Here is a 19475-nt window from a genome sequence, read left to right as displayed (position 1 = left end):
TTTGACGTTTCCCAGCTAGGCTGGCGCTATCAATCAAGCAGGCACCGCCGTCCGCATGACGCAAGCACCGTCTCTTTCCATCGTCGCGCCTTGTCACAACGAGGAAGAGGGGCTGCGCGAGTTCTGCCGCCGCGCTGCCGCTGCCGCGCATAGCGTTGCCGGCGACGCCTTCGAACTCATCCTCGTCGATGACGGCTCGTCCGACGGCACATGGGAGATCATTTCGGATCTGGCGGCAAAAGTGCCGCAGGTGCTCGGCGTTCGTCTGCTGCGCAATCACGGCCACCAGCTGGCATCGACGGCGGGGCTGTCGGCGTCACGGGGCGAACGTGTGCTCCTGATCGACGCCGATCTTCAGGATCCGCCCGAGCTGCTTTTGATGATGATGCCGATCATGGAACGCGGCGCCGATGTCGTTTACGGCCAGCGCACGCGCCGCGACGGCGAAAGCTGGTTCAAGCTCGCCTCCGCTTCGCTTTTCTATCGCGCGCTTTCCAGGCTCGCTTCGGTGACCATCCCGCGCGATACCGGCGATTTCCGGCTGATGCGTCGGCGCGTCGTCGATATTCTGCTGGCGATGCCGGAGCGCGATCGTTTCATTCGCGGCATGGTCAGCTGGATCGGCGGCAGGCAGGTGGCACTGCCTTATGAGCGGGACGCCCGTTTTGCCGGCACGACGAAATATCCGCTGCGCAAGATGATCAATTTCGCGCTCGATGCGATCACCAGCTTTTCCACGACGCCGCTGCGCATCGCCACATGGCTCGGCATGATCAGCGCCGGCGTCGCGATAGCGCTGCTCGTTTTTACCTTCGTTCGCTGGCTGCAGAACGAGACGGTCACCGGCTGGTCGTCGATCATGGCCGCTGTCAGCGCCTTCAGCGCCATCCAGCTGATCTGCATCGGTATCATCGGCGAATATCTCGGCCGTCTTGTGCAGGAGAGCAAGCGGCGGCCGATGTTCATGATCGAGACCATCCTGCGCGGCGGCGATCATGTCGAGCTGCCGACGGCTTTCTCGGAGATGAACGCCGGCGACAAGCGCTCCGCGCTGGATGCGGCCTTTGCATCCGGCGAGTCATCCGCGCCGCAGAAGAGCGGGCCGCAACGGAACAGTCGGATCGGCTGATGGACCGGATTTTTGGGTCTCCTCCTCTTGTCGCGGCCGAGCCTGCGGAATTGATCGCCCGACAGGATTCCACCGTTGCGATCCTTGCTTTCGTCGCGCTTGCCGCGGCCCTGGTGGTGCTGTTTCGCTTCCCGCCGGTGCTCGACTACCCCAATCATTACGCCCGCATTTGGCTCCTTTCCGGCGGGATCGGCGAGCAGCCGTTTCCCGAAATCTACGCGATCGATTGGAACCGCACCTTCACCAATGTCGGGATCGATCTTCTGGCGACTTCGGTAGGGCCGCTGGCCGGCGCCGACAGGCTGGCGCGGGCTTTGCTTTTCCTGGCCATCGTGCTGCCGCCGCTCGGCGCGATCGCCCTGCACCGCGCGCTTTTCGGCGGCCGGCACTATTGGCAGATCGCCATGCTGTCGCTTGGCTGGTGCGCCACGATGATCGGCGGCTTCATTAACTTCCAGATCGGCCTCGGCATGGCCTTGTTCTTCGCCTGCGCCGACCTGCGGCTGCAGCGCCGAAATCCGGTTCTGCTTTTTGCCTGGCGGCTTGCCGCCGCACTGCTGCTGACGGTGATGCACATCTTCTCGCTCGGCTTCTATATGGCGATCGTCTGCGGCCTCGAATTTTCCTGGCGTTTCGACATAGTGCGATCGAAGGCAGGGCTGCTGAGGCTTGCCGGCCGTTTGACGCTGGCGATTGGCGCCTGCGCCTTGCCGCCGTTCGCGCTCTATCTCCGCACGACCGCTTTGCCGAACGCCGGCGGCGATGGCCTTGGCCTTGTCTGGAACGATGGCGTCGTCCCCATCGTCATGAACCTGCTTTCCGCCATCACCACCTACGTCCCGATGGTGGATGTCCTGCTGTTTTTGCCGCTGATCCTCGTCTGCACCCGCGCCGTTCGCGCCGGCGATATTCGCATGCATGCGGGCCTTGCTGTCGTCGCCGGCGGGTTGCTGCTTCTCTCTTGTGCCGCACCGCTCCACATGCTGGGCACCGGGTGGATCAGCTGGCGTTTTCCGATCATGACGGCGCTGGTCGCCATGGCGATGGCGTGCCCCTTCGCCAATTTGCCCCGCCGGCAGGCTCTGTTGTTGGCGCTTGTCGTCAATCTCGCGGTTTTCGGCCGGACGGGCTGGATCGGCTGGAATTGGTGGCTGGCGCAGAAGGATGCCGCTGCCGTTGAGACCGTGTTGAAAAAAGTGCCGGCCGGCGCGGCCGTTCTGCCTCTAGGACACGAAGCCGAGATAGTCGGCGATCTTGCCCACTCCAACCGGCATTTTGCCTGGGGACTGGATACCTTCCGGCACCTGCCAACGCTTGCCGTACCCTTCTCGCATGCTTTCGTACCGACGCTCTTCACGGCAAAAGGCAAGCAGCCGCTCTCCGTTCTGCCGCCTTGGTCGGAGATCGCGGTTCCCGAGGGAAATCTGGTGCCGATCAGTGTGCTCTCATGCCCCGACATGATGCAGCAATATAGAGGCTATGCGCCTTATCTCTCTGACTGGCGCAGGCGTTTCGATTTCATCCTCGTCGCCAATGCCGATATTCCCGACCGGTATGTCGGCGCCTTGATGCCGGCAGGGCTGACGCTGATCGAGGACGCCGGCTTCGCGAAGCTCTACGCAATCGACAAGGCGGCGCCGGCAGCGCCTCTCTCGGTCCCCGCCGGTTGCGCTACGGCTCTATGAACCGCTGCGCGCCCGGAGATCGAGCGCAAGCTGTTGTGCTTGCCTGGCCGTCTCTTCGTCGCAAATCAGCACGTTTCCCAAGCCGGACAGCAACACGGCGGCGATAGCCTGCGCCTTGTTCAGGCCCCCCGACGCGAAAATGACGTTCGGAATGGCGCGCAGGGCTTCGAGTTCGGGAGCGATTGCGCATTTGTTGATCGCGTGTTCGATCGGCCGCCCGGATTTGTCGACGAACTGGCCGAGCACGTCACCACAGGCGCCGGCTGCGATCAGTTCCTCTATATTTGTGCTGCTCGGCAAGCCGTAACGCATCAGCAGCGAACGTTCGGTCATGTCACCGATGCTGAGCACGATGACGTCATTGGCCTCGATCTGCCGAAAGGCCGTCTCGAAGACATCCTGCCTGATAATCGCCGTCCGCGACTCGGGGCTGCCGGCATAGATCGGCCCAGCAAGATAAGAGCACTCGGCATTGAGCTGGCGGGCAAGATCGCTCGCAATGTCGAAGGTATTGATTTCGATGCCGTGCGTCAGCCCGCCCATGACCGAGTTGACGCAGATATCAGGCCGCCTGAGCGAGGGCATGTGACGCACCATTTCGCGAAGCGTCGCTCCCCAACCGACGCCGACGCCGGTTATATTGCCGCCGTTCAGCAATTGCACGAGATAATCGGCTGCCGCCTGGCCGAGCAGGACGGGGATCAGCTCCTGGTCTTCGGGGGTCGGCACGATGATCGCGCGGTTGAGCGAGAATTCCGCCGCCAGCTGCTGTTCCAGGGCGACGCAGGAGGTCAGCCGGGAATTGAGGGTGATCGTCACAAGGCCCGATCGGCGCGCCTCGGCAATGATCTTGTTGACGCGAAGCCTGTTGGTTGAAAGCGCCTCTGCAATCTCACCCTGGGTACGTCCCTCCATGTAATAGAGCCAGACCACGCGCACCTGCATCTGCTCGTCGGGGAGCGCTATGGGCTGCAAAGAAGCACCTCTGTTCTGTGACATGCAATAATCTGCGCCTCCAATTCGATGGCCATCGATCTCAAATCCCTGACGCTTGTCAATCGCAAGGGGCAGTCGTCATCCGCTTCACTCCCCTCAATCGGTTCGCCGGCCAGTCATCTTGTTGAACGGATGCAAACCGTCCCTTTTTACATGACACGAAGTTCGATCGCCTTCCTGCAGACGCCGATCGGTAGGGACGCTCGCCACGATGCGCTTGTCGCTGCCATCGATGCGCAGATGCACGTTGTTCTCGTCACCCACGGTTTCGATCAATTCGACATGGGCGTCGAACCGGAGATCATGCGTTGACCCATCGCCGAGGTTGATGGCACTCGGCCGCACACCGATGAGGTCCGTGTCTCTGGGAAGCGCGACCTCGCAGCTTCCCAGCTCGTCGAGATCGATCAGGTTCATCGGCGGAGAGCCGATGAAGCCGGCAACGAAAACGGTTTCAGGACGGCGATAGACCTCGATTGGTGTCCCGATCTGCTCGATCCGGCCGCCGTTCATGACGACCAGCCTGTCGGCGAGCGTCATGGCCTCGAGCTGGTCATGCGTGACATAGAGGCTTGTGGTCTTCAGCTGCCGCTGCAGCCGGCGGATTTCGACCCGCATTTGCACGCGAAGCTTCGCATCGAGGTTGGATAAGGGTTCATCGAACAGAAAGGCGGCGGGATCGCGGACGATGGCACGTCCCATAGCCACGCGTTGGCGCTGTCCGCCCGAGAGCTGGCGGGGGTGGCGCTCGAGGAAGTCTCCGATTTCCAGGATGCCGGCGGCGTTGGCGATCCGCCGGTCAATCTCGTCGCGCGGCACGCGGCGATTCTTGAGTCCGTATTCGAGATTCTGCCGAACGGTCATGTGCGGATAGAGCGCGTAATTCTGAAACACCATGGCGATGTTGCGATCGGCCGGATCGATGTGGCCGACATCGCTGCCTGATATCCTGAGGTGCCCGGAGCTTATGGCTTCGAGGCCGGCAATCATCCGCAGCAAGGTCGATTTTCCGCATCCCGAAGGCCCGACAAGCACGATCATTTCGCCGTCTGCGACGGTGAGATTGATCCCCTTTACCGCCGGAACCGCTCCGTAATTCTTCTTTAGATCGATCAGTTCGATAGCTGCCATGGCATCCTCCTCCAGCATCGTCATACATTTGTAACATGCTATTGACATTTGTAACAAGTAACCCCAACCTTGTTTTCGCCACTCTGGGAGGGGTTGACCGGCGCTGGACGTGCCGGTCGGCGAACAACGGCAATGGAGAGGAAAACGAAATGACGGCAAAGTCTTCGATGGGCGCCCGAATTGGGCGGACGATCCGGTCGTTCGCGGCAGGTGCTACACTGATGACGCTGGGATTGGCCAATGCTGGCGACGCCAGCGCGGCCGATCGCGTCAAGATCGAATGGTGGAATGCGGCCGGCGGCCGCCTCGCCGAGATCACCAACAAGCTGATTGCCGACTTCAACGCCTCGCAGGACAAATATGAGGTCGTCGGCATCGGCAAAGGCAATTACGAGGAGACCATGGCGGCGATGGTGGCCGCCTACCGTGTCCACCAGCAGCCGGTGCTGATCCAGGCAGCCGAGCGGGGCTTCCTGACCATGTACAATTCCGGCGCCATCATTCCGGTGCCGGAGCTGATGGAGAAGGAAGGTTACAAGATCGACTGGAACGATTTCCTCGCCCCGGTGGCCGGCTTCTACCTCGTCGACGGCAAGCCGGCGGCGATGCCCTTCAACAGCTCGACGCCGATCTTCTGGTACAATGCCGATCACTTCAAGGCAGCCGGCTTCGACAAGCCGGGCGAGACTTGGCAGGAGCTCGACAAGCAGCTCAGCGCCATCAAGGAGAAGGGAATTTCGAAGTGCCAGATGGCACTCGCAAACGACTTCTATTGGAGCCTGATCGAAAACTACGCGGCGATCCAGGACCAGCCTTACGGCACCAAGGCAAATGGCTTCGGCGGTCTCGATACCGAGTTCATCTTCAACAAGAGCCCACTGGTCGTTAGTCAGTTGACGCGCCTCAAGACGTGGCTCGATGCCGGCATCCTGCAGATTGCCGGCCAGGGCCTCTCGCCCGACCAGTTGTTCACGTCCGGCACCTGCTCGACCTATGTCGCCTCCACCGCGGCGCATGCCGCCGTCGAGAGCGGCGCAAAATTCAATTGGAGCGCGACGTTCCTGCCGCATGAAGAGGGCATCGAGCCGAAGAACAGCACCATCGGTGGCGGCGCGCTCTGGGTCCTGAAAGGCAAGTCGGAGGAAGAATATGCCGGTGCTGCCGCCTTCTTGAATTTCCTCGCTTCACCGAAGACTCAGGTCTGGTGGAGTAAGCAGACCGGTTACGTTCCGGTCACGAACGCCGCCTATGAACAGGCCAAGTCCGAGGGCTATTTCAAGGATCACCCGACCCGCGAGATTGCCATTCTTCAGCTCACGCGGGGCACGCCGACGGACAACTCGCGCGGCTTCCGCTTCGGCAATCACAATCAGTCGATGGCGCTTCTGGTGGAAGAGATCCAGGGTGTGTGGACCGGCCAGAAGACACCGCAGCAGGCGCTGGATGCGGCGGCGGCCCGTGGAAACCAGATCCTTCGCCAGTACGAGCAGCTTCATGCAGCAAAGTAGCACCTTCGGAAAGATGGGGGGCGCCGCCAGGCGCCTTCGCATCCCGAATATTCTGTCGGCAGGCCGCAGGAGCGTGCAGCCCTCGGAGGCCGGGTTGAAGTCGGCTCATTTCAACAAGCCGTGGCTCGCCTTCGGCCTTGTCGCGCCGCAGCTGCTGATCCTCCTGTTCTTCTTTTTCATCCCGTCCTACAAGGCACTGTCGCTGGCCTTCGTTCAGGTCGATCCCTTCGGCGGCACTGAGATCTTCGTCGGTCTGGAGAATTTCTACAATCTGTTCGCAAGTCCGGAATATCGCGGAAGCGCGCTATTCACGCTGTGGTTCACCATTGCCCAGAACGCCGCGACGCTTCTGCTTGCCGGTCTCTTTGCCTTCGCGACCGATTTCGTGATCAGGGGCAGGGGTATTTATAAGAGCATCATTCTGTTGCCTTATGCGATCGCCCCTGTCATCTCAGGGGTGATCTGGGCCTTCCTGTTCAATCCTGCGGTGGGGCCGATTGCGCAGTTTCTGCATGGGCTCGGGGTCGAATGGGATCCGAACCGGCGTCCGTTCGATGCGCAGCTGCTGGTTACCATCGCCTCGGTCTGGAAGAACGTCTGCTACAACTATATCTTCCTCGTCGCCGCGTTGCTGGCCGTGCCCGTCTCGCTGCTGGAGGCAGCAAAGCTCGACGGCGCAAGACCCGTTCGCCGCTTCTTCACGATTTCGCTCCCTTTGATCTCGCCGACGATCTTCTTCCTCGTGGTGATGAACTTCGTCTACGGACTGTTCGAAACCTTCGGTATCATCGACGCGGTCACCCGCGGTGGCCCCGCGGGGGCAACGAACAGCCTGGTCTACAAAGTCTATCAGGACGGCTTCGTGCAACTGGACCTCGGCTCGTCGGCCGCCCAGTCCGTGCTGCTGATGCTGATCGCCGTCCTGTTCACCATCGTTCAATTCCGCGCCCTCGAGCGCCGGGTCAATTACCTGGTGTAGTCATGCCCGAACGTCATCTCGGCCTTTCGATCTGCTGCCATGCGATCTTGCTCATCGGCGCAGTTTTCGTCTGCCTGCCGCTCTACTTCGCCTTCGTCGCCGGCTCGCTCACCTTGCAGGAGGTTCAGCAGGCGCCGTTTCCGCTGACGCCGGGTTCGCATTTTTTCGAAAATCTCGCCGCCGCCTGGCAGCAGGGCGAGTTCTCCAAACTGTTCCTGAATTCGATCATCGTCACCGCCGGCATCGTCATCGGCAAGTTGGCGATCTCGCTGATCGCCGCATTCGGCGTGACTTATTTCCGCTTCCCGTTTCGCATGACGGCGTTCTGGCTGATTTTCGTGTCGCTGATGCTGCCGGTCGAGGTCCGCATCATTCCGACCTATGAAGCGGTCGCCGATGCCGCCGGGCCGGTTCGGTGGTTCGCGGGGACGATCGGTCTTTCCGCTGTCGTCGAACGGCTGACGGGATACAGCATCGAAGCCTCGTTGAAATGGAATATGGTCAACAGCTATGCCGGCCTGATCCTGCCGCTGATCGCCTCTGCCTCGGCAACCTTCCTGTTCCGGCAGTTCTTCCTGACCGTTCCCGACGAACTCTGCGAGGCGGCCAAACTCGATGGCGCCGGCCCGCTGAAATTTTTCAAGGATATCCTCCTTCCGCTGTCGAGCGCCAACATCGCAGCCCTGTCGATCATCCTGTTTCTCTACGGTTGGAACCAGTATTTGTGGCCGCTGCTCTTTACCACCGACAAGGAGATGGGAACCGCGGTGCTCGGGCTGAAGCAACTCGTCCCCGTCTCGGACTCCGCACCCGCCTGGAACATTGCGATGAGCGCTGCACTGCTCGTCATGCTTCCGCCTGCGGCCGTCATTCTCTTCATGCAACGCTGGTTCACCAAGGGGCTGGTGGACTCCGGAAAGTAACACGCCGATCTCAAGGATATTCAGACGATGGTGCATATCATCGGCCACCGCGGTGGCCGCAACCTCTGGCCCGAAAACAGTCTTTCTGGCTTTCGCAAACTCGCGCAAATGCCGGTTGACGGCGTGGAGTTCGACATCCACCTGACGCGTTCGGGCGAGACGCTCGTTATTCACGACCCGACGCTCGAGCGTACGACGGATGCGCAAGGCCCGGTCGCCGATCTCGACCCCGGAAAACATCGTGACGTCCACCTCAAGGAGAGCGACGGGGAGACGATCCCGACGCTGGAAGAGGTGCTTGCCGTCTTCAAGGGCACGGGGCTCGAGCTTCATATCGAACTGAAGAGCCATGCCGATGGAACGCCTTATGAGGGGCTTGCCGCCAGGGCATTTGCCGTCGTCGAGCGGCTTGATCTGGCTGAGCGCTCGATCTTGACGAGCTTTCATCCTGATGTACTTGTCGATATTCGCAAGGCCGCCCCTTTAATTCGCACCTTGTCGTCCTTCGATGCCAAATCGGCAGAGCGTCTCGGCCTGACGAGCGGCCTCAGCCTGATGAAACAATGTTCGGATATTATCGCCATCGAAAAGTCGCTGCTTCAGGCGCAGTGGGATGAGATCACCCAACTCGTGCCGCTCGACCGTCTCGGCGCCTGGGTTCCGAACGAATTGAGCGATCTCGAATACTGGCTTGCCAAACCGATCCGGCAGATCACCACCGACCGGCCGGATCTCGCCTTGCAGGCGCGGGGGTGAGGCATGCTCAATAGCCGCATCGATTATCCCGGTATGCCGGGGGCCATGGATAACATCGACCTCGTGATCTTCGATTGCGATGGGGTGCTGATCGACAGCGAGCCGATCGCCAGCCGCACACTGGCCGAAACCTTGCAAGGCGCCGGTATCGCGATCAGCGCAGCGGAGGCCCATATCAAATTCACCGGCAATTCCGAAAGCATCATCGCCGAGATGTGCCGGCGCGATTACGGAATTATCGATATAGCCGCGCTGTTTCAGACATGGCATCTGCATCTGTTCGACGAATTCGCGCGCTCGCTGACGCCAATTCCAGGTATCTCCGCCATCGTCCATAATCTCAACCGGCCGAAATGCGTCGCATCAAACAGCACGATGCAGCGGCTGCGCAACAGCCTGGGCAAACTTGATCTGTGGAGCGCCTTCGGCGAGAGTGTCTTCAGTGCCGAACTCGTTCCCCGGCCGAAGCCGGCGCCGGACCTCCTGCTGCATTGCGCCGAGCGTTTCCGGGCCCGCCCGGCCAAATGCGTCATGATCGACGACAGCGCTCATGGCGTTGCGGCAGCTGTAGCCGCAGGCATGACGGCGGTTGGATTCGTCGACCCGGCCGATCCGAGAGCTGGCCGCCGTGCGGTGCTGGACGCTGCCGGAGCGGTCGCCATTGCGACCGGGGCAGATGAGCTCGCCGCCATTCTGGAAAATGTCGGAGAGAAGCTGTGACGACGATCGTCTCGGGAAGAGGTCGCGTTTGGCCAGGCCCGCGCCTCGCTCTCCTTGTCATGTCATCGCGACTGCGTAATGTCATGACGCGGCGATCTTTCCAGAAATAGACCTGGAAGATCGGCCGCAGCTGCCAATCAACCCGATCTGAAACGAGAGACCATGAGCGATACATCTCATACCCCGGAAGCCGGCGCCAAATATGTCATCGGCGTCGATGTCGGCACCGGCAGCGCCCGGGCGGGCCTGTTCGATATGGCCGGCAGCATGCTTGCCTCTGCCAAGCGGAATATCAGCCTGTTTCACGAACCGGGTTCCATCGTCGAGCAATCGAGCAGCGAAATCTGGAGCGCCGTGTGTGCGGCCGTGCGGGAGGCGGTTGCCGTAGCCGGTGTCGATCCGGCTTCCGTGCTCGGCTTGGGATTCGACGCCACCTGCTCGCTCGTCGTGCTCGGCGAAGGCGGCAAGCCGCTCCCCGTCGGGCCTTCGGAGAATCCGGACCGAGATATCATCGTGTGGATGGACCACCGCGCCGTCGCGCAGGCGGAGCGCATCAATGCGTTCGGGCATGACGTGCTGCGTTACGTCGGCGGCCGCATTTCGCCCGAGATGGAAACGCCGAAGCTCCTCTGGCTCAAGGAAAATCGGCCTCAGGTGTTCGATGCTGCCTGGCAATTCTTCGATCTTGCGGATTTCCTGACTTGGCGGGCGACCGGCGATCTGTCGCGTTCGACTTGCACGGTCACCTGCAAGTGGACCTATCTCGCCCATGAAAAGCGCTGGGACAGCAGCTATTTCCACCAGATCGGCCTCGGCGTGCTGGCGGAGGAAGGTTTTGCCCGCATCGGCAAGACTATCGTCGAGCCCGGTTCGGCGCTTGGTGAGGGACTGACCGCTAATGCGGCAGAAGAGCTCGGCCTGACACCCGGAACGGCCGTCGCCGCCGGGTTGATCGATGCCCATGCCGGGGGTGTCGGAACGGTCGGCGCCGATCCGCAGGCCAACCTTGCCTATGTCTTCGGGACCTCGTCCTGCACGATGACCTCAACGACAGAACCGTCTTTCGTTCCCGGTGTCTGGGGACCTTATTATTCGGCAATGGTGCCGGGTCTGTGGCTGAATGAAGGCGGCCAGAGTGCTGCCGGCGCGGCGATCGACCATCTCCTCTCGTTCCATCCGGCGGCCGGCGAGGCGAGGGAGCTTGCGAAGAGCGCGGGCGTTCCGCTGCCGGTTCTGCTTGCTGACATGGCCGCCCGCAAGGCGGGCCGTTCTTCCGATGCCGTCAAGCTGACGACGGGGCTGCACGTCGTTCCCGAATTCCTCGGCAACCGCGCGCCTTTTGCCGATCCGCATGCCCGGGCGATCATTGCCGGTCTCGGCATGGAGCGGGATGTCGACAACCTGGTCTCCTTCTACATCGCCGGGCTTTGCGGCATCGGCTACGGCCTCAGGCAAATCATCGAAACGCAGGCCGAGGCGGGCGTGACCGTCGATAACATTGTCATCAGCGGCGGCGCCGGCCAGCACGATTTCGTCCGCCAGGTGCTCGCCGATGCGAGCGGCAAGCCGGTGGTGGCCACGAGGGCCGAAGAGCCGGTGTTGCTGGGAGCGGCCATCCTTGCCGCCGTCGCCGGCCGGCGATTTGCCGATGTCGGCGCGGCGATGAGCGAGCTCACCAGGGTGGAAACACGTTTTCAGCCGTCCGAGGGTGAGATTTCCGATCTCCACCGCAAGCGTTACGAAGCATTCAAGGAGCTTCAGACACTGGCGCGCAAGCTTCGCAGCGATGGCTGACAGCGTCGCAGCAGGTTTGTCGCGTCCGATGGTCGGCATCGTCTAATTGTTGATGGCGATGATCGCCCAATGGCTGTTGTCGCAGGCATTATCCTCGCAGACCGCGCCCATCCAGATGGCGCCGTTTGCGAGCATGACGCCGTCGCTGTTGACGAAGAGATCCTGATATTGCTGTCGCCCGACGGCGCGGCGCGTCTCCGGCGTCACCAGATCGTCGAAATTCTCGATGAAATCCTCAGCGTTCTCGACTTCATAAGTCTCGCCGTTGGCTTTGACGGTCAGCGGATATTCGGCAAGACCGGCGATGGATTCGGCGTCATGTGAGCGCATGGCCTGCACGAGCTGGCGCAGCGGCCGGTCGAAGGCCTCGGCATTGCCGTGCAGCTCCTCGATCCTGTTATAGACCTCGTTTTCCGACTGCGCGAAGGCGCCGGCGCTGAGGAGCGATGCTCCCAGGATGACTGCTCCGGCGACGAGAAAGGCGGCAGGCAAGCGCGACATGGAAAGCTCCCGGCAATGGCATGGGCGACATTATGCGATGCTGACGGATGCGCGCCTATCCCATTCTGGTGTCTCCCCGAGCTTTCCCGTTAAAAATCTGCCGGGCCTGCTTGACGGCTCGATCGGTTTGTCGCATAAACCTCACGAACCGTACCGTACGGTACGTATATGGGAGCATTGACCGTGTCCGTCGATACCGCAGAGCCGAGCGAGTTTTCGCCGCGCCAGAACGCCGTTCTGGAGCAGGCGCTGCGGCTGCTTGTCGATGGCGGCGAGAAGGCGCTGACGACTTCGGGTGTCGCGCGTGCCGCCAATTGCTCGAAGGAAAGCCTCTATAAGTGGTTCGGCGACCGCGACGGACTGCTGTCGGCGATGATTGCCTATCAGGCGAGCAAGGTGCGCACCTTCGAGCGTAATGGCGAGCGGCTGACGGCGGCGAGCCTGCACGACCATGTCGTCATTTTCGCGCGTGACCTGCTGGAGGTGCTGGCCGGCGATGTCTCGCTGGCGCTGAACCGGCTGGCGATCGGCCAGTCGAACCGCGACGGTTCGAAGCTCGGAAAGCTACTGCTCGAGCGCGGCCGCCGCCAGATCGACCGCCGCGCCATGGCGCTGATCGATGCCGGAAAGAGGGCAGGGCTGCTGCGTTTTTCCGATGCCGATGAGGCTTATCACACGCTTTACGGCCTTGTTGTTTCCGACCTGCATGTGCGCATGCTGCTCGGCGAACCGGGCCTCAAGGATACCGCGCGCCAGGCGGAGAGGGCGGTCACCGCCTTCCTCCGGCTCTACGGCACGGACAAGGTTCTGGCGGAGATGCCGGTTCTCGGCTGATTTCGCCTTAATGACAGTCAACATGACAAGCACAAGGGAAGGAACTTCAAATGCGCGTCTACTACGATCGTGATGCCGATCTCAACCTCATCAAGGCCAAGAAGGTCGCCGTCATTGGCTACGGCTCGCAGGGCCGTGCCCATGCGCTGAACCTCAAGGACAGCGGCGCCCAGAACCTCGTCATCGCCCTCAAGGCCGGTTCGCCCACAGTCAAGAAGGCCGAAGCCGATGGCTTCAAGGTCATGACGGTTGCCGAAGCTGCCGGCTGGGCCGACCTGATGATGATGGCAACCCCCGACGAACTGCAGGCCGACATCTACAAGACCGATATCGCTGCGAACATCCGCGACGGCGCTGCCATCGCCTTCGCTCACGGCCTCAACGTTCACTTCGGCCTGATCGAGCCGAAGGCTTCGGTCGACGTCGTCATGATCGCGCCGAAGGGCCCGGGCCACACGGTTCGCGGCGAATACCAGAAGGGCGGCGGCGTTCCCTGCCTCGTCGCCGTTCACCAGAACGCGTCCGGCAATGCGCTTGAACTGGCGCTCTCTTACGCCTGCGGCGTCGGCGGCGGCCGTTCGGGCATCATCGAAACCAACTTCCGCGAAGAGTGCGAAACCGACCTCTTCGGCGAACAGGTCGTTCTCTGCGGCGGTCTGGTCGAGCTCATCCGCGCCGGTTTCGAAACGCTCACGGAAGCTGGTTATGCGCCTGAGATGGCCTATTTCGAATGCCTGCACGAAGTGAAGCTGATCGTCGACCTGATCTATGAAGGCGGCATCGCCAACATGAACTACTCGATCTCCAACACGGCCGAGTGGGGCGAATACGTCACCGGTCCGCGCATCATCACCGAAGAAACCAAGGCTGAGATGAAGCGCGTCCTGAAGGACATTCAGACCGGCAAGTTCACCTCCGAGTGGATGCAGGAATACCGCTCCGGCGCTGCCCGCTTCAAGGGCATCCGCCGCAACAACGACAGCCATCAGATCGAGGAAGTCGGCGCCAAGCTGCGTGGCATGATGCCCTGGATCGGCAAGAACAAGCTGGTCGACAAGTCGGTCAACTAAGTCGTTCTAGACGATTGCGAGAGGCCGGGGCGAAAGCTCCGGCCTTTATCGTTCTGCGCTCACAGTCAGCCAGCGGGTCGGCTTGCCGTCATAGCCGCCGCCATCGCTTTCCTCGATGGCGAGGTTGCGCCAGCCGTCTTTCGTTAAAAGCTCCGACAGCCATCCGCCGGAGGGGTAGTTGTAGTAACGCCCGAAGCCGTCATGGCCCTCGGCTTCCCCCGCCTTGAAGCTTGCGTAAAGGAGGCCGCCGGTTCTGAGCGCGCGGTGGATGCGGGCGAAGACATCGGGCAGCCCAGCCCGCGGGACGTGGAGAAGGCTCGCATGCGCCCAGACGCCGTCGAAGGCGCGGTCGGCGTCGAGCTCTTGGAACAGCATGACCTTCACCTGCCTGCCGATCAACACTTCCGCCTGCCTTGCAAGCTCGGCCGAGCCATCCGTCGGCGTCACGTCGAAACCCTGCGACAGCATATAGGCGCTGTCCTGGCCGCCACCGCAGCCGAGTTCGAGGATTGCGCCACCCGGTGCGATACCGGCGAGGAAGGCATCGAGCTGCTGTTTGGGCAGGCTGCGCGCCCGGCTGGCGTATGTCGCGGCATTTTCCTCGTAAAAGGCGGAAGTGCTGTCACTGGGCATGCGGGCCGGCCGATCGTCGGTTTGATTGAAGGTGTCTATCGGGAAGCCGGTCGGCGCCGATGATGTCGATGACGAGGATGCCGTCCGGTATTTCGCGGTAGAAAGCGACGTGGCGCATGTGGAGGAGGCGGCGGAGGCCGGATCCGAGTTCGTCGCACTCGTCTCCCATGGAGGGCACGCGCGAAAGAAGCACGAAAATCCTGTCCCAATCGAGAAGATAGGCATCCGCCTGCGCCTCGCCGAAATGCAGGCTGGCATATTCATCGATGCCTGACAGCACGGCGTCTGCGGTCCGGGTCAGCCTATAGCGGGGTGTCACGCAGCTTCGCCTTCGTTTCCAGCAGAATGTCGGCAATGCGCCGGTCGCTGATGCCGCTCTCCTCAGCCTGCCTCAGGATATCACGCAGTTCGTCGTCGTCGAGCTTGCGGTGGTTCTGATCCTTCAGGACGAGTTCCGCCAGATATGCGCCGGCACTGCTGTATCTGCCGCTTGCAACACGGCGTGCGACGTAGTCCGCCAGATTATCCGGAAGCATGATCGTCATTTTTGCCATTGAATTCGGTGCCGTCCGTAGATGCCGGCTCAGCGCCCCTGCTGCCAGATTCCCATTCCCCGCATTGTGATAGAAGCGTTGTGCGCCGCCGTCGAGCACTTGGGTCACATCAAGGTCGGTCTTTTTTATCCATATCGATGATGCGCTCGAGACCCTTGAAACGGGCGTCGCGCGCGTCAGGATCTCAGCCATCAAGTCGCATAGATGATCGCGCTGGCGGGGGGGCGAGTCTGAGAGCTGCCGCCAGCCCGACTGCATTGCGGGCGAGGCCGAGAACGGCGCCCACCCTGTCGGTGTCGGCGCCGCCGTTCGCGTGGAAGGTCTGGAGTTCAGGCCGGAATGAGGCGCGTCCAGCCGTGCTCATCATTCGTTACGCCCTTCTGCAGACCGACGAGCTGCTGGCGCAGTTCGCTGGTCAGCTTGCCGGTCTGTCCGTCTCCGACCAGAAACTCGCCGCCGGCATGCCGAACCAGGCCGATGCCCGCCAGGACTGCGGCAGTGCCGCAAGCGAACGCTTCGACGAGCCTGCCGCTGGCGGCATCCTCTTGCCATTCCGCGAAGGAGTAGGGACGCTGCTCCACGCGCAACCCCCTTTCTTCGGCGAGCACAATGACGGAGGCCCGGGTGATACCCGGCAGGATCGTGCCGCCAAGAGGCGGGGTCACTATCGATCCATCGTTCATCACGAAGAAGACGTTCATGCCGCCGAGTTCTTCGACCCAGCGATGCTCTGCGGCGTCCAGGAAGACGACCTGATCGCAACCCTTCTTCGAAGCCTCGGCTTGCGCCACGAGGCTGGCTGCGTAGTTTCCGCCGCATTTCGCAGCGCCGGTGCCGCCGCTGGCTGCACGGGTGTATTCGGTCTCGACCCAAAGGGAGACGGCCTTCGCGCCGCCCTTGAAGTAGGCGCCGACCGGAGAGGCGATGACGCAGAAGACATATTCCTGAGCCGGACGGACACCGAGAAACGCCTCGTTGGCGAACATGAAGGGGCGAAGGTACAGGCTGGCGTCGCCGGACGGAATCCAGGCCTTGTCGATGCTGACCAGTGCTTCGACCGCCTTCAGGAAGAGTTCCTCGGGCACAGGAGGCATCGCCATGCGGGTCGCCGACTGCGCGAAGCGGCGTGCGTTCTCTTCAGGCCGAAAGAGCAGAATCCGGCCATCGTCTGCCTTGTAGGCCTTCATGCCCTCGAAGATTTCCTGAGCGTAGTGCAGCACGGCGCTTGCCGGATCGAGTTCCAGGGGGCGGCGCGGCGTCACCTTCGCATCGTGCCAACCCTTGTCGGCCGTCCAGCGTGCCAGCACCATGTGATCGGTGAAGATCTTGCCGAAGCCGGGTGTTTCCAGTGCCTTGATGCGATCGGCGTCGGGGACGGGAGACTTGTGGAGTTCGATGTTGATTTCAGGAGAGGTCGACGTCGCGGTCATGCTGGCACCTTGATAGTCCATTGAATAATGGGCGGCACACTACTGCCCCCGGGCCGGTTTTGGAAAGGTCTGAATCGGCCGGTTTCCGCTTTTGATCAGAGGAATAGTCGCTCGAAGCGGCAAATTTTCACGCAACCGGGCAGGCCATTGCGTGAAAGCTCCAACGCCTACCCAACTGGTTCGGGCTCTCGAATGCCGGATCTTCAAACTTTGTCTCAGCGACAAGAAAATAGGTCAGTATTATTGACATAAATTCCCCCCCGTGATCAGCTACGGATATTAGAAAATACGAGGAAACCCCATGCTGAACTGGGACACCATGTTTGCGTCGCGCTCGTCGCGCATGCGCGCATCCGAAATCCGCGAGCTCCTGAAGCTTCTCGACCGGCCCGACATCATTTCCTTCGCCGGCGGCATTCCGGATCCGGCGCTGTTTCCCGATCAGGAATTCAAACAGGCCTATGCCGATATTTTCGATGGCGCTGCCGTCAATTCGGCGCTGCAATATTCGGTCAGCGAGGGCTACAAGCCGCTGCGCGAGTGGCTGGTGCGGCAGATGGCCGATCTCGGCATCCCCTGCGAACTCGACAATGTCTTCATCGTCTCCGGCTCGCAGCAGGGTCTCGATTATCTCGGCAAGCTGTTCCTGTCGCCTGATGATACCGCGCTCGTGACATGGCCGACCTATCTTGGCGCGCTGCAGGCCTTCAACGCCTATGAGCCGGCCTACGACCAGCTGACGCCGAACGGCAACCGGACGCCGGAGTCCTACCGCGCGGCTGCGGGCGCTGCCGGCGGCAAGGTGAAGTTCGCCTATCTCTCCGCCGACTTCTCCAACCCGACCGGCGAAACGGTCGATCTCGAGGGCCGCCGGAAGGTTTTGGCGCTGGCCGAAGAGCTCGACATCGCCGTCATCGAGGATGCGGCCTATCAGTCGCTGCGCTACGATAGCGATCCGATCCCGCCGATCCTGGCGCTGGAGATCGCTGAGAAGGGCGACATCAACACCACGCGTACGATCTATTGCGGCAGCTTCTCCAAGACGCTGGCGCCCGGCCTTCGCGTCGGCTTCATCGTCGCCAACGCGCCCGTCATCCGCAAGCTGGTGCTGATGAAGCAGGCAGCCGACCTGCATTCTTCGACGATCAACCAGATGGCGATCGCTGATGTTGCCGAGCGCGGCTTTGATGTCCAGGTCGCCAAGATCAAGGCCGCTTACATGAAGCGCCGCGACTGCATGCTGGCAGCTCTGGAAAAATATATGCCCGAGGGCACGAGCTGGACCAAGCCGGAAGGCGGCATGTTCATCTGGATCACGCTGCCGGAAGGCATGGACGGCGCCAAGCTCCTGGCGAAATCGCTCGAAACCGCCAAGGTGGCCTTCGTGCCCGGCAAGGCCTTCTTCGCCGACGGCTCCGGCGCCAACACCTTCCGCGTCAGCTTCTCCTGCGCCAACGAGCAGATGATCGAGGACGGGATCGGCCGTCTGGGCGCGTTGATCTCGGCCGAGATTGGTGGGTGATCGTTTTTGATTGAGGGAGGGGCACCTCACTATCTTCCCTCATTCCTGTGCTCGTCACAGGAATCCAGCCACGGCGCGCCCGCGCCGTGAATGACTCCGCATTCGGGAAGGAAGTCTCCCGCGCCCAAAGACTTGGGCGCACTGGATTCCTGTGACGAGCACAGGAATGAGGGAGGAGAGGGAGCCAGCCAAACGCCAATCAAAAGATCGTCGTCCAGCCCTCATTTGCCGTCTCGCTCTTGCCGTAGCCGACGCGGTCGGCCACGGCGCCGTCGGCATTGCGCAGGATGATGTCGCCGCCTCTGTTGGCAAGCTGCGGGCCGCCGCTTCCGGCATCGAGCGCTATGGTGCGGATCTCGCCGGCCTCAAGCGTTCCCGACAGTGTCTGGGTCCTGCCATTTTCGTCCTCCAGCTTCCAGCCGTCCAGCGATGCCGCCATGTCGGAGCGGTTGATGATCGTCACCGTCTCGGCCTCGGTGCCACCTTCGCCGTTCACCGGATTGATCAGCGCGGCGAGGATGCGTAGGGACGAGGCGACGACCGGTTGCGGCCGGCGGGTGCCTTCGCCGCGGCCCTGGCCGCCGCGGTTGTCGGAAACCGGATGGCCGGTTGCCGCATCGGTGTTCCAGTTCTGCGACTGGAAGCAGAGGAAGATCGCCGCCCATTCGTCGGTATCGTTGAAATGGACGAGCAGTGCGCCGTCCTGGTTCGGCCCGTTGGTGGCCTTGAAGCTGCCGCCGTCACCCTGGTTCATGTGGATGTCGTGAATGCCGTTGCCCGGCTCGAAATCGAAATATTGGTCGGGCTTGTTGTTCTCCGGGCCCCAGGCCTCACCGAAGGCGTAGAAATGCACGTCCGAATCGGCAATGCCTTCCTGGACGATCGGCTCGATGAAATCACGCAGGTCGTTCTTCGGGCCGGACAGTTGGAAGGGCGCGACATCCATGTCTTCGCGTTCGATCAGCCCGCCGCGGACATAATCGATCGCAAGCTCCGGACGGTCCTTGCGGATGTCGGTCAGGCCCATCGGCAGTTCTTCGAGCGCCTCGGTCAGCGCGAGGTGCTTGAAATCGACGATATTGGCGTAGAGTAGGTCGTGCGGCGATTCCTTGGAGCGGACGTTGAGCGCGATGCGGTAGCTGATGCCGTTCGCCTCGATACGGATCTCGATGTGGGGATCGTTGTCGTCGTCCAGAGCGAGTGCGCTCGCCGTACCCTTCAGGACCTTGTAATTCTTCAGCACGGCGAACCTCGCGGGGAGTAGCGGGGTCCTACGGTAACACGGCGAAAGTGCATCTTTTATGACGCTA

19 protein-coding genes are annotated in these 19475 nt (G+C 61.7%); 11 read left to right on the top strand and 8 right to left on the bottom strand.

What is annotated here, in order from left to right; translation table 11 throughout:
• Positions 1–55 precede the first annotated feature (55 nt).
• Both RLEG4DRAFT_RS23770 and RLEG4DRAFT_RS23765 read left to right on the top strand, forming a co-directional pair.
• A complete protein-coding gene (locus RLEG4DRAFT_RS23770) occupies positions 56–1129 on the top strand; it encodes a glycosyltransferase family 2 protein (protein WP_003580602.1) in 1074 nt (357 codons plus the stop codon).
• Complete coding sequence (locus tag RLEG4DRAFT_RS23765; RefSeq protein ID WP_003580601.1) at positions 1129–2814, top strand: hypothetical protein; 1686 nt, start codon at positions 1129–1131, stop codon at positions 2812–2814. Before RLEG4DRAFT_RS23770 ends, RLEG4DRAFT_RS23765 begins: the two co-directional genes overlap by 1 nt.
• Here RLEG4DRAFT_RS23765 and RLEG4DRAFT_RS23760 read toward each other — a convergent pair.
• Positions 2809–3813 (bottom strand): sugar-binding transcriptional regulator, encoded by a 1005-nt coding sequence (locus tag RLEG4DRAFT_RS23760; protein WP_037094069.1) that lies wholly within the window; start codon positions 3811–3813, stop codon positions 2809–2811. The two genes, RLEG4DRAFT_RS23765 and RLEG4DRAFT_RS23760, sit on opposite strands and share 6 nt — an antisense overlap.
• Before the next feature lie 93 nt (positions 3814–3906).
• Positions 3907–4941 (bottom strand): sn-glycerol-3-phosphate import ATP-binding protein UgpC, encoded by a 1035-nt coding sequence (locus RLEG4DRAFT_RS23755; RefSeq protein ID WP_003580598.1) that lies wholly within the window; start codon positions 4939–4941, stop codon positions 3907–3909.
• 149 nt (positions 4942–5090) lie between these two features.
• Here RLEG4DRAFT_RS23755 and RLEG4DRAFT_RS23750 point away from each other — a divergent pair, with 149 nt between their 5' ends.
• The 6 genes from RLEG4DRAFT_RS23750 to RLEG4DRAFT_RS23725 all read left to right on the top strand — a co-directional run bounded on the left by RLEG4DRAFT_RS23750 (position 5091) and on the right by RLEG4DRAFT_RS23725 (position 11621).
• Entirely contained in the window at positions 5091–6449 is a 1359-nt protein-coding gene (locus tag RLEG4DRAFT_RS23750; RefSeq protein ID WP_003580595.1) for an extracellular solute-binding protein, read from the top strand.
• A gap of 13 nt (positions 6450–6462) precedes the next feature.
• On the top strand, positions 6463–7428 hold the full coding sequence (locus RLEG4DRAFT_RS23745) for an ABC transporter permease subunit (protein WP_171898273.1): 966 nt from the start codon (positions 6463–6465) through the stop codon (positions 7426–7428).
• A gap of 2 nt (positions 7429–7430) precedes the next feature.
• Positions 7431–8351 carry an ABC transporter permease subunit gene (locus RLEG4DRAFT_RS23740; RefSeq protein ID WP_003580591.1) on the top strand — a complete coding sequence of 307 codons (921 nt, stop codon included), beginning with the start codon at positions 7431–7433 and terminating at the stop codon, positions 8349–8351.
• A 27-nt stretch (positions 8352–8378) separates the two neighbouring features.
• The gene (locus RLEG4DRAFT_RS23735; RefSeq protein WP_003580589.1) at positions 8379–9107 is read left to right on the top strand and encodes a glycerophosphodiester phosphodiesterase family protein; all 729 of its coding nucleotides are present in this window, start codon (positions 8379–8381) and stop codon (positions 9105–9107) included.
• A 3-nt stretch (positions 9108–9110) separates the two neighbouring features.
• A complete protein-coding gene (locus RLEG4DRAFT_RS23730; protein ID WP_003580587.1) occupies positions 9111–9827 on the top strand; it encodes an HAD-IA family hydrolase in 717 nt (238 codons plus the stop codon).
• Positions 9828–9989: 162 nt separating this feature from the next.
• The gene (locus tag RLEG4DRAFT_RS23725) at positions 9990–11621 is read left to right on the top strand and encodes an FGGY-family carbohydrate kinase (RefSeq protein ID WP_003580585.1); all 1632 of its coding nucleotides are present in this window, start codon (positions 9990–9992) and stop codon (positions 11619–11621) included.
• 42 nt (positions 11622–11663) lie between these two features.
• Here RLEG4DRAFT_RS23725 and RLEG4DRAFT_RS23720 read toward each other — a convergent pair whose 3' ends face one another.
• Complete coding sequence (locus RLEG4DRAFT_RS23720; protein ID WP_003580584.1) at positions 11664–12122, bottom strand: hypothetical protein; 459 nt, start codon at positions 12120–12122, stop codon at positions 11664–11666.
• A gap of 168 nt (positions 12123–12290) precedes the next feature.
• Between RLEG4DRAFT_RS23720 and RLEG4DRAFT_RS23715 the strand changes: the two genes are divergently transcribed.
• Together RLEG4DRAFT_RS23715 and ilvC are read left to right on the top strand one after the other, a co-directional pair.
• A complete protein-coding gene (locus tag RLEG4DRAFT_RS23715) occupies positions 12291–12956 on the top strand; it encodes a TetR/AcrR family transcriptional regulator (protein ID WP_037094067.1) in 666 nt (221 codons plus the stop codon).
• Positions 12957–13006: 50 nt separating this feature from the next.
• A complete protein-coding gene (gene ilvC, locus RLEG4DRAFT_RS23710) occupies positions 13007–14026 on the top strand; it encodes a ketol-acid reductoisomerase (protein ID WP_003580580.1) in 1020 nt (339 codons plus the stop codon).
• 45 nt (positions 14027–14071) lie between these two features.
• Here the strand turns inward: ilvC and RLEG4DRAFT_RS23705 are convergent, their stop codons facing one another.
• The 4 genes from RLEG4DRAFT_RS23705 to RLEG4DRAFT_RS23690 form a co-directional block, all read right to left on the bottom strand.
• Positions 14072–14659 (bottom strand): class I SAM-dependent methyltransferase, encoded by a 588-nt coding sequence (locus tag RLEG4DRAFT_RS23705; RefSeq protein WP_003580578.1) that lies wholly within the window; start codon positions 14657–14659, stop codon positions 14072–14074.
• On the bottom strand, positions 14649–14978 hold the full coding sequence (locus RLEG4DRAFT_RS23700) for a type II toxin-antitoxin system RelE/ParE family toxin (RefSeq protein ID WP_003580576.1): 330 nt from the start codon (positions 14976–14978) through the stop codon (positions 14649–14651). The genes RLEG4DRAFT_RS23705 and RLEG4DRAFT_RS23700 overlap by 11 nt, the downstream gene beginning before the upstream one ends.
• Positions 14962–15213: a ribbon-helix-helix domain-containing protein gene (locus RLEG4DRAFT_RS23695; RefSeq protein WP_003580574.1), complete on the bottom strand. Its 252-nt coding sequence runs from the start codon at positions 15211–15213 to the stop codon at positions 14962–14964. The genes RLEG4DRAFT_RS23700 and RLEG4DRAFT_RS23695 overlap by 17 nt, the downstream gene beginning before the upstream one ends.
• A 329-nt stretch (positions 15214–15542) precedes the next feature.
• Positions 15543–16643, bottom strand: a complete 1101-nt coding sequence (locus RLEG4DRAFT_RS23690; RefSeq protein WP_003580572.1) for a branched-chain amino acid aminotransferase — start codon at positions 16641–16643, stop codon at positions 15543–15545.
• 301 nt (positions 16644–16944) lie between these two features.
• Here RLEG4DRAFT_RS23690 and RLEG4DRAFT_RS23685 point away from each other — a divergent pair, with 301 nt between their 5' ends.
• Positions 16945–18165: a PLP-dependent aminotransferase family protein gene (locus tag RLEG4DRAFT_RS23685; protein WP_003580571.1), complete on the top strand. Its 1221-nt coding sequence runs from the start codon at positions 16945–16947 to the stop codon at positions 18163–18165.
• A 199-nt stretch (positions 18166–18364) separates the two neighbouring features.
• On the opposite strand, the gene RLEG4DRAFT_RS23680 is transcribed toward RLEG4DRAFT_RS23685, so the two are convergent.
• Complete coding sequence (locus RLEG4DRAFT_RS23680; protein WP_003580570.1) at positions 18365–19408, bottom strand: DUF2278 family protein; 1044 nt, start codon at positions 19406–19408, stop codon at positions 18365–18367.
• Between the last annotated feature and the right edge of the window lie 67 nt (positions 19409–19475).

The organism is Rhizobium leguminosarum bv. trifolii WSM2297, from assembly GCF_000271845.1.
Note: the sequence above shows the minus strand (reverse complement) of the source record. Positions and strands in the feature narration are given on the sequence as shown.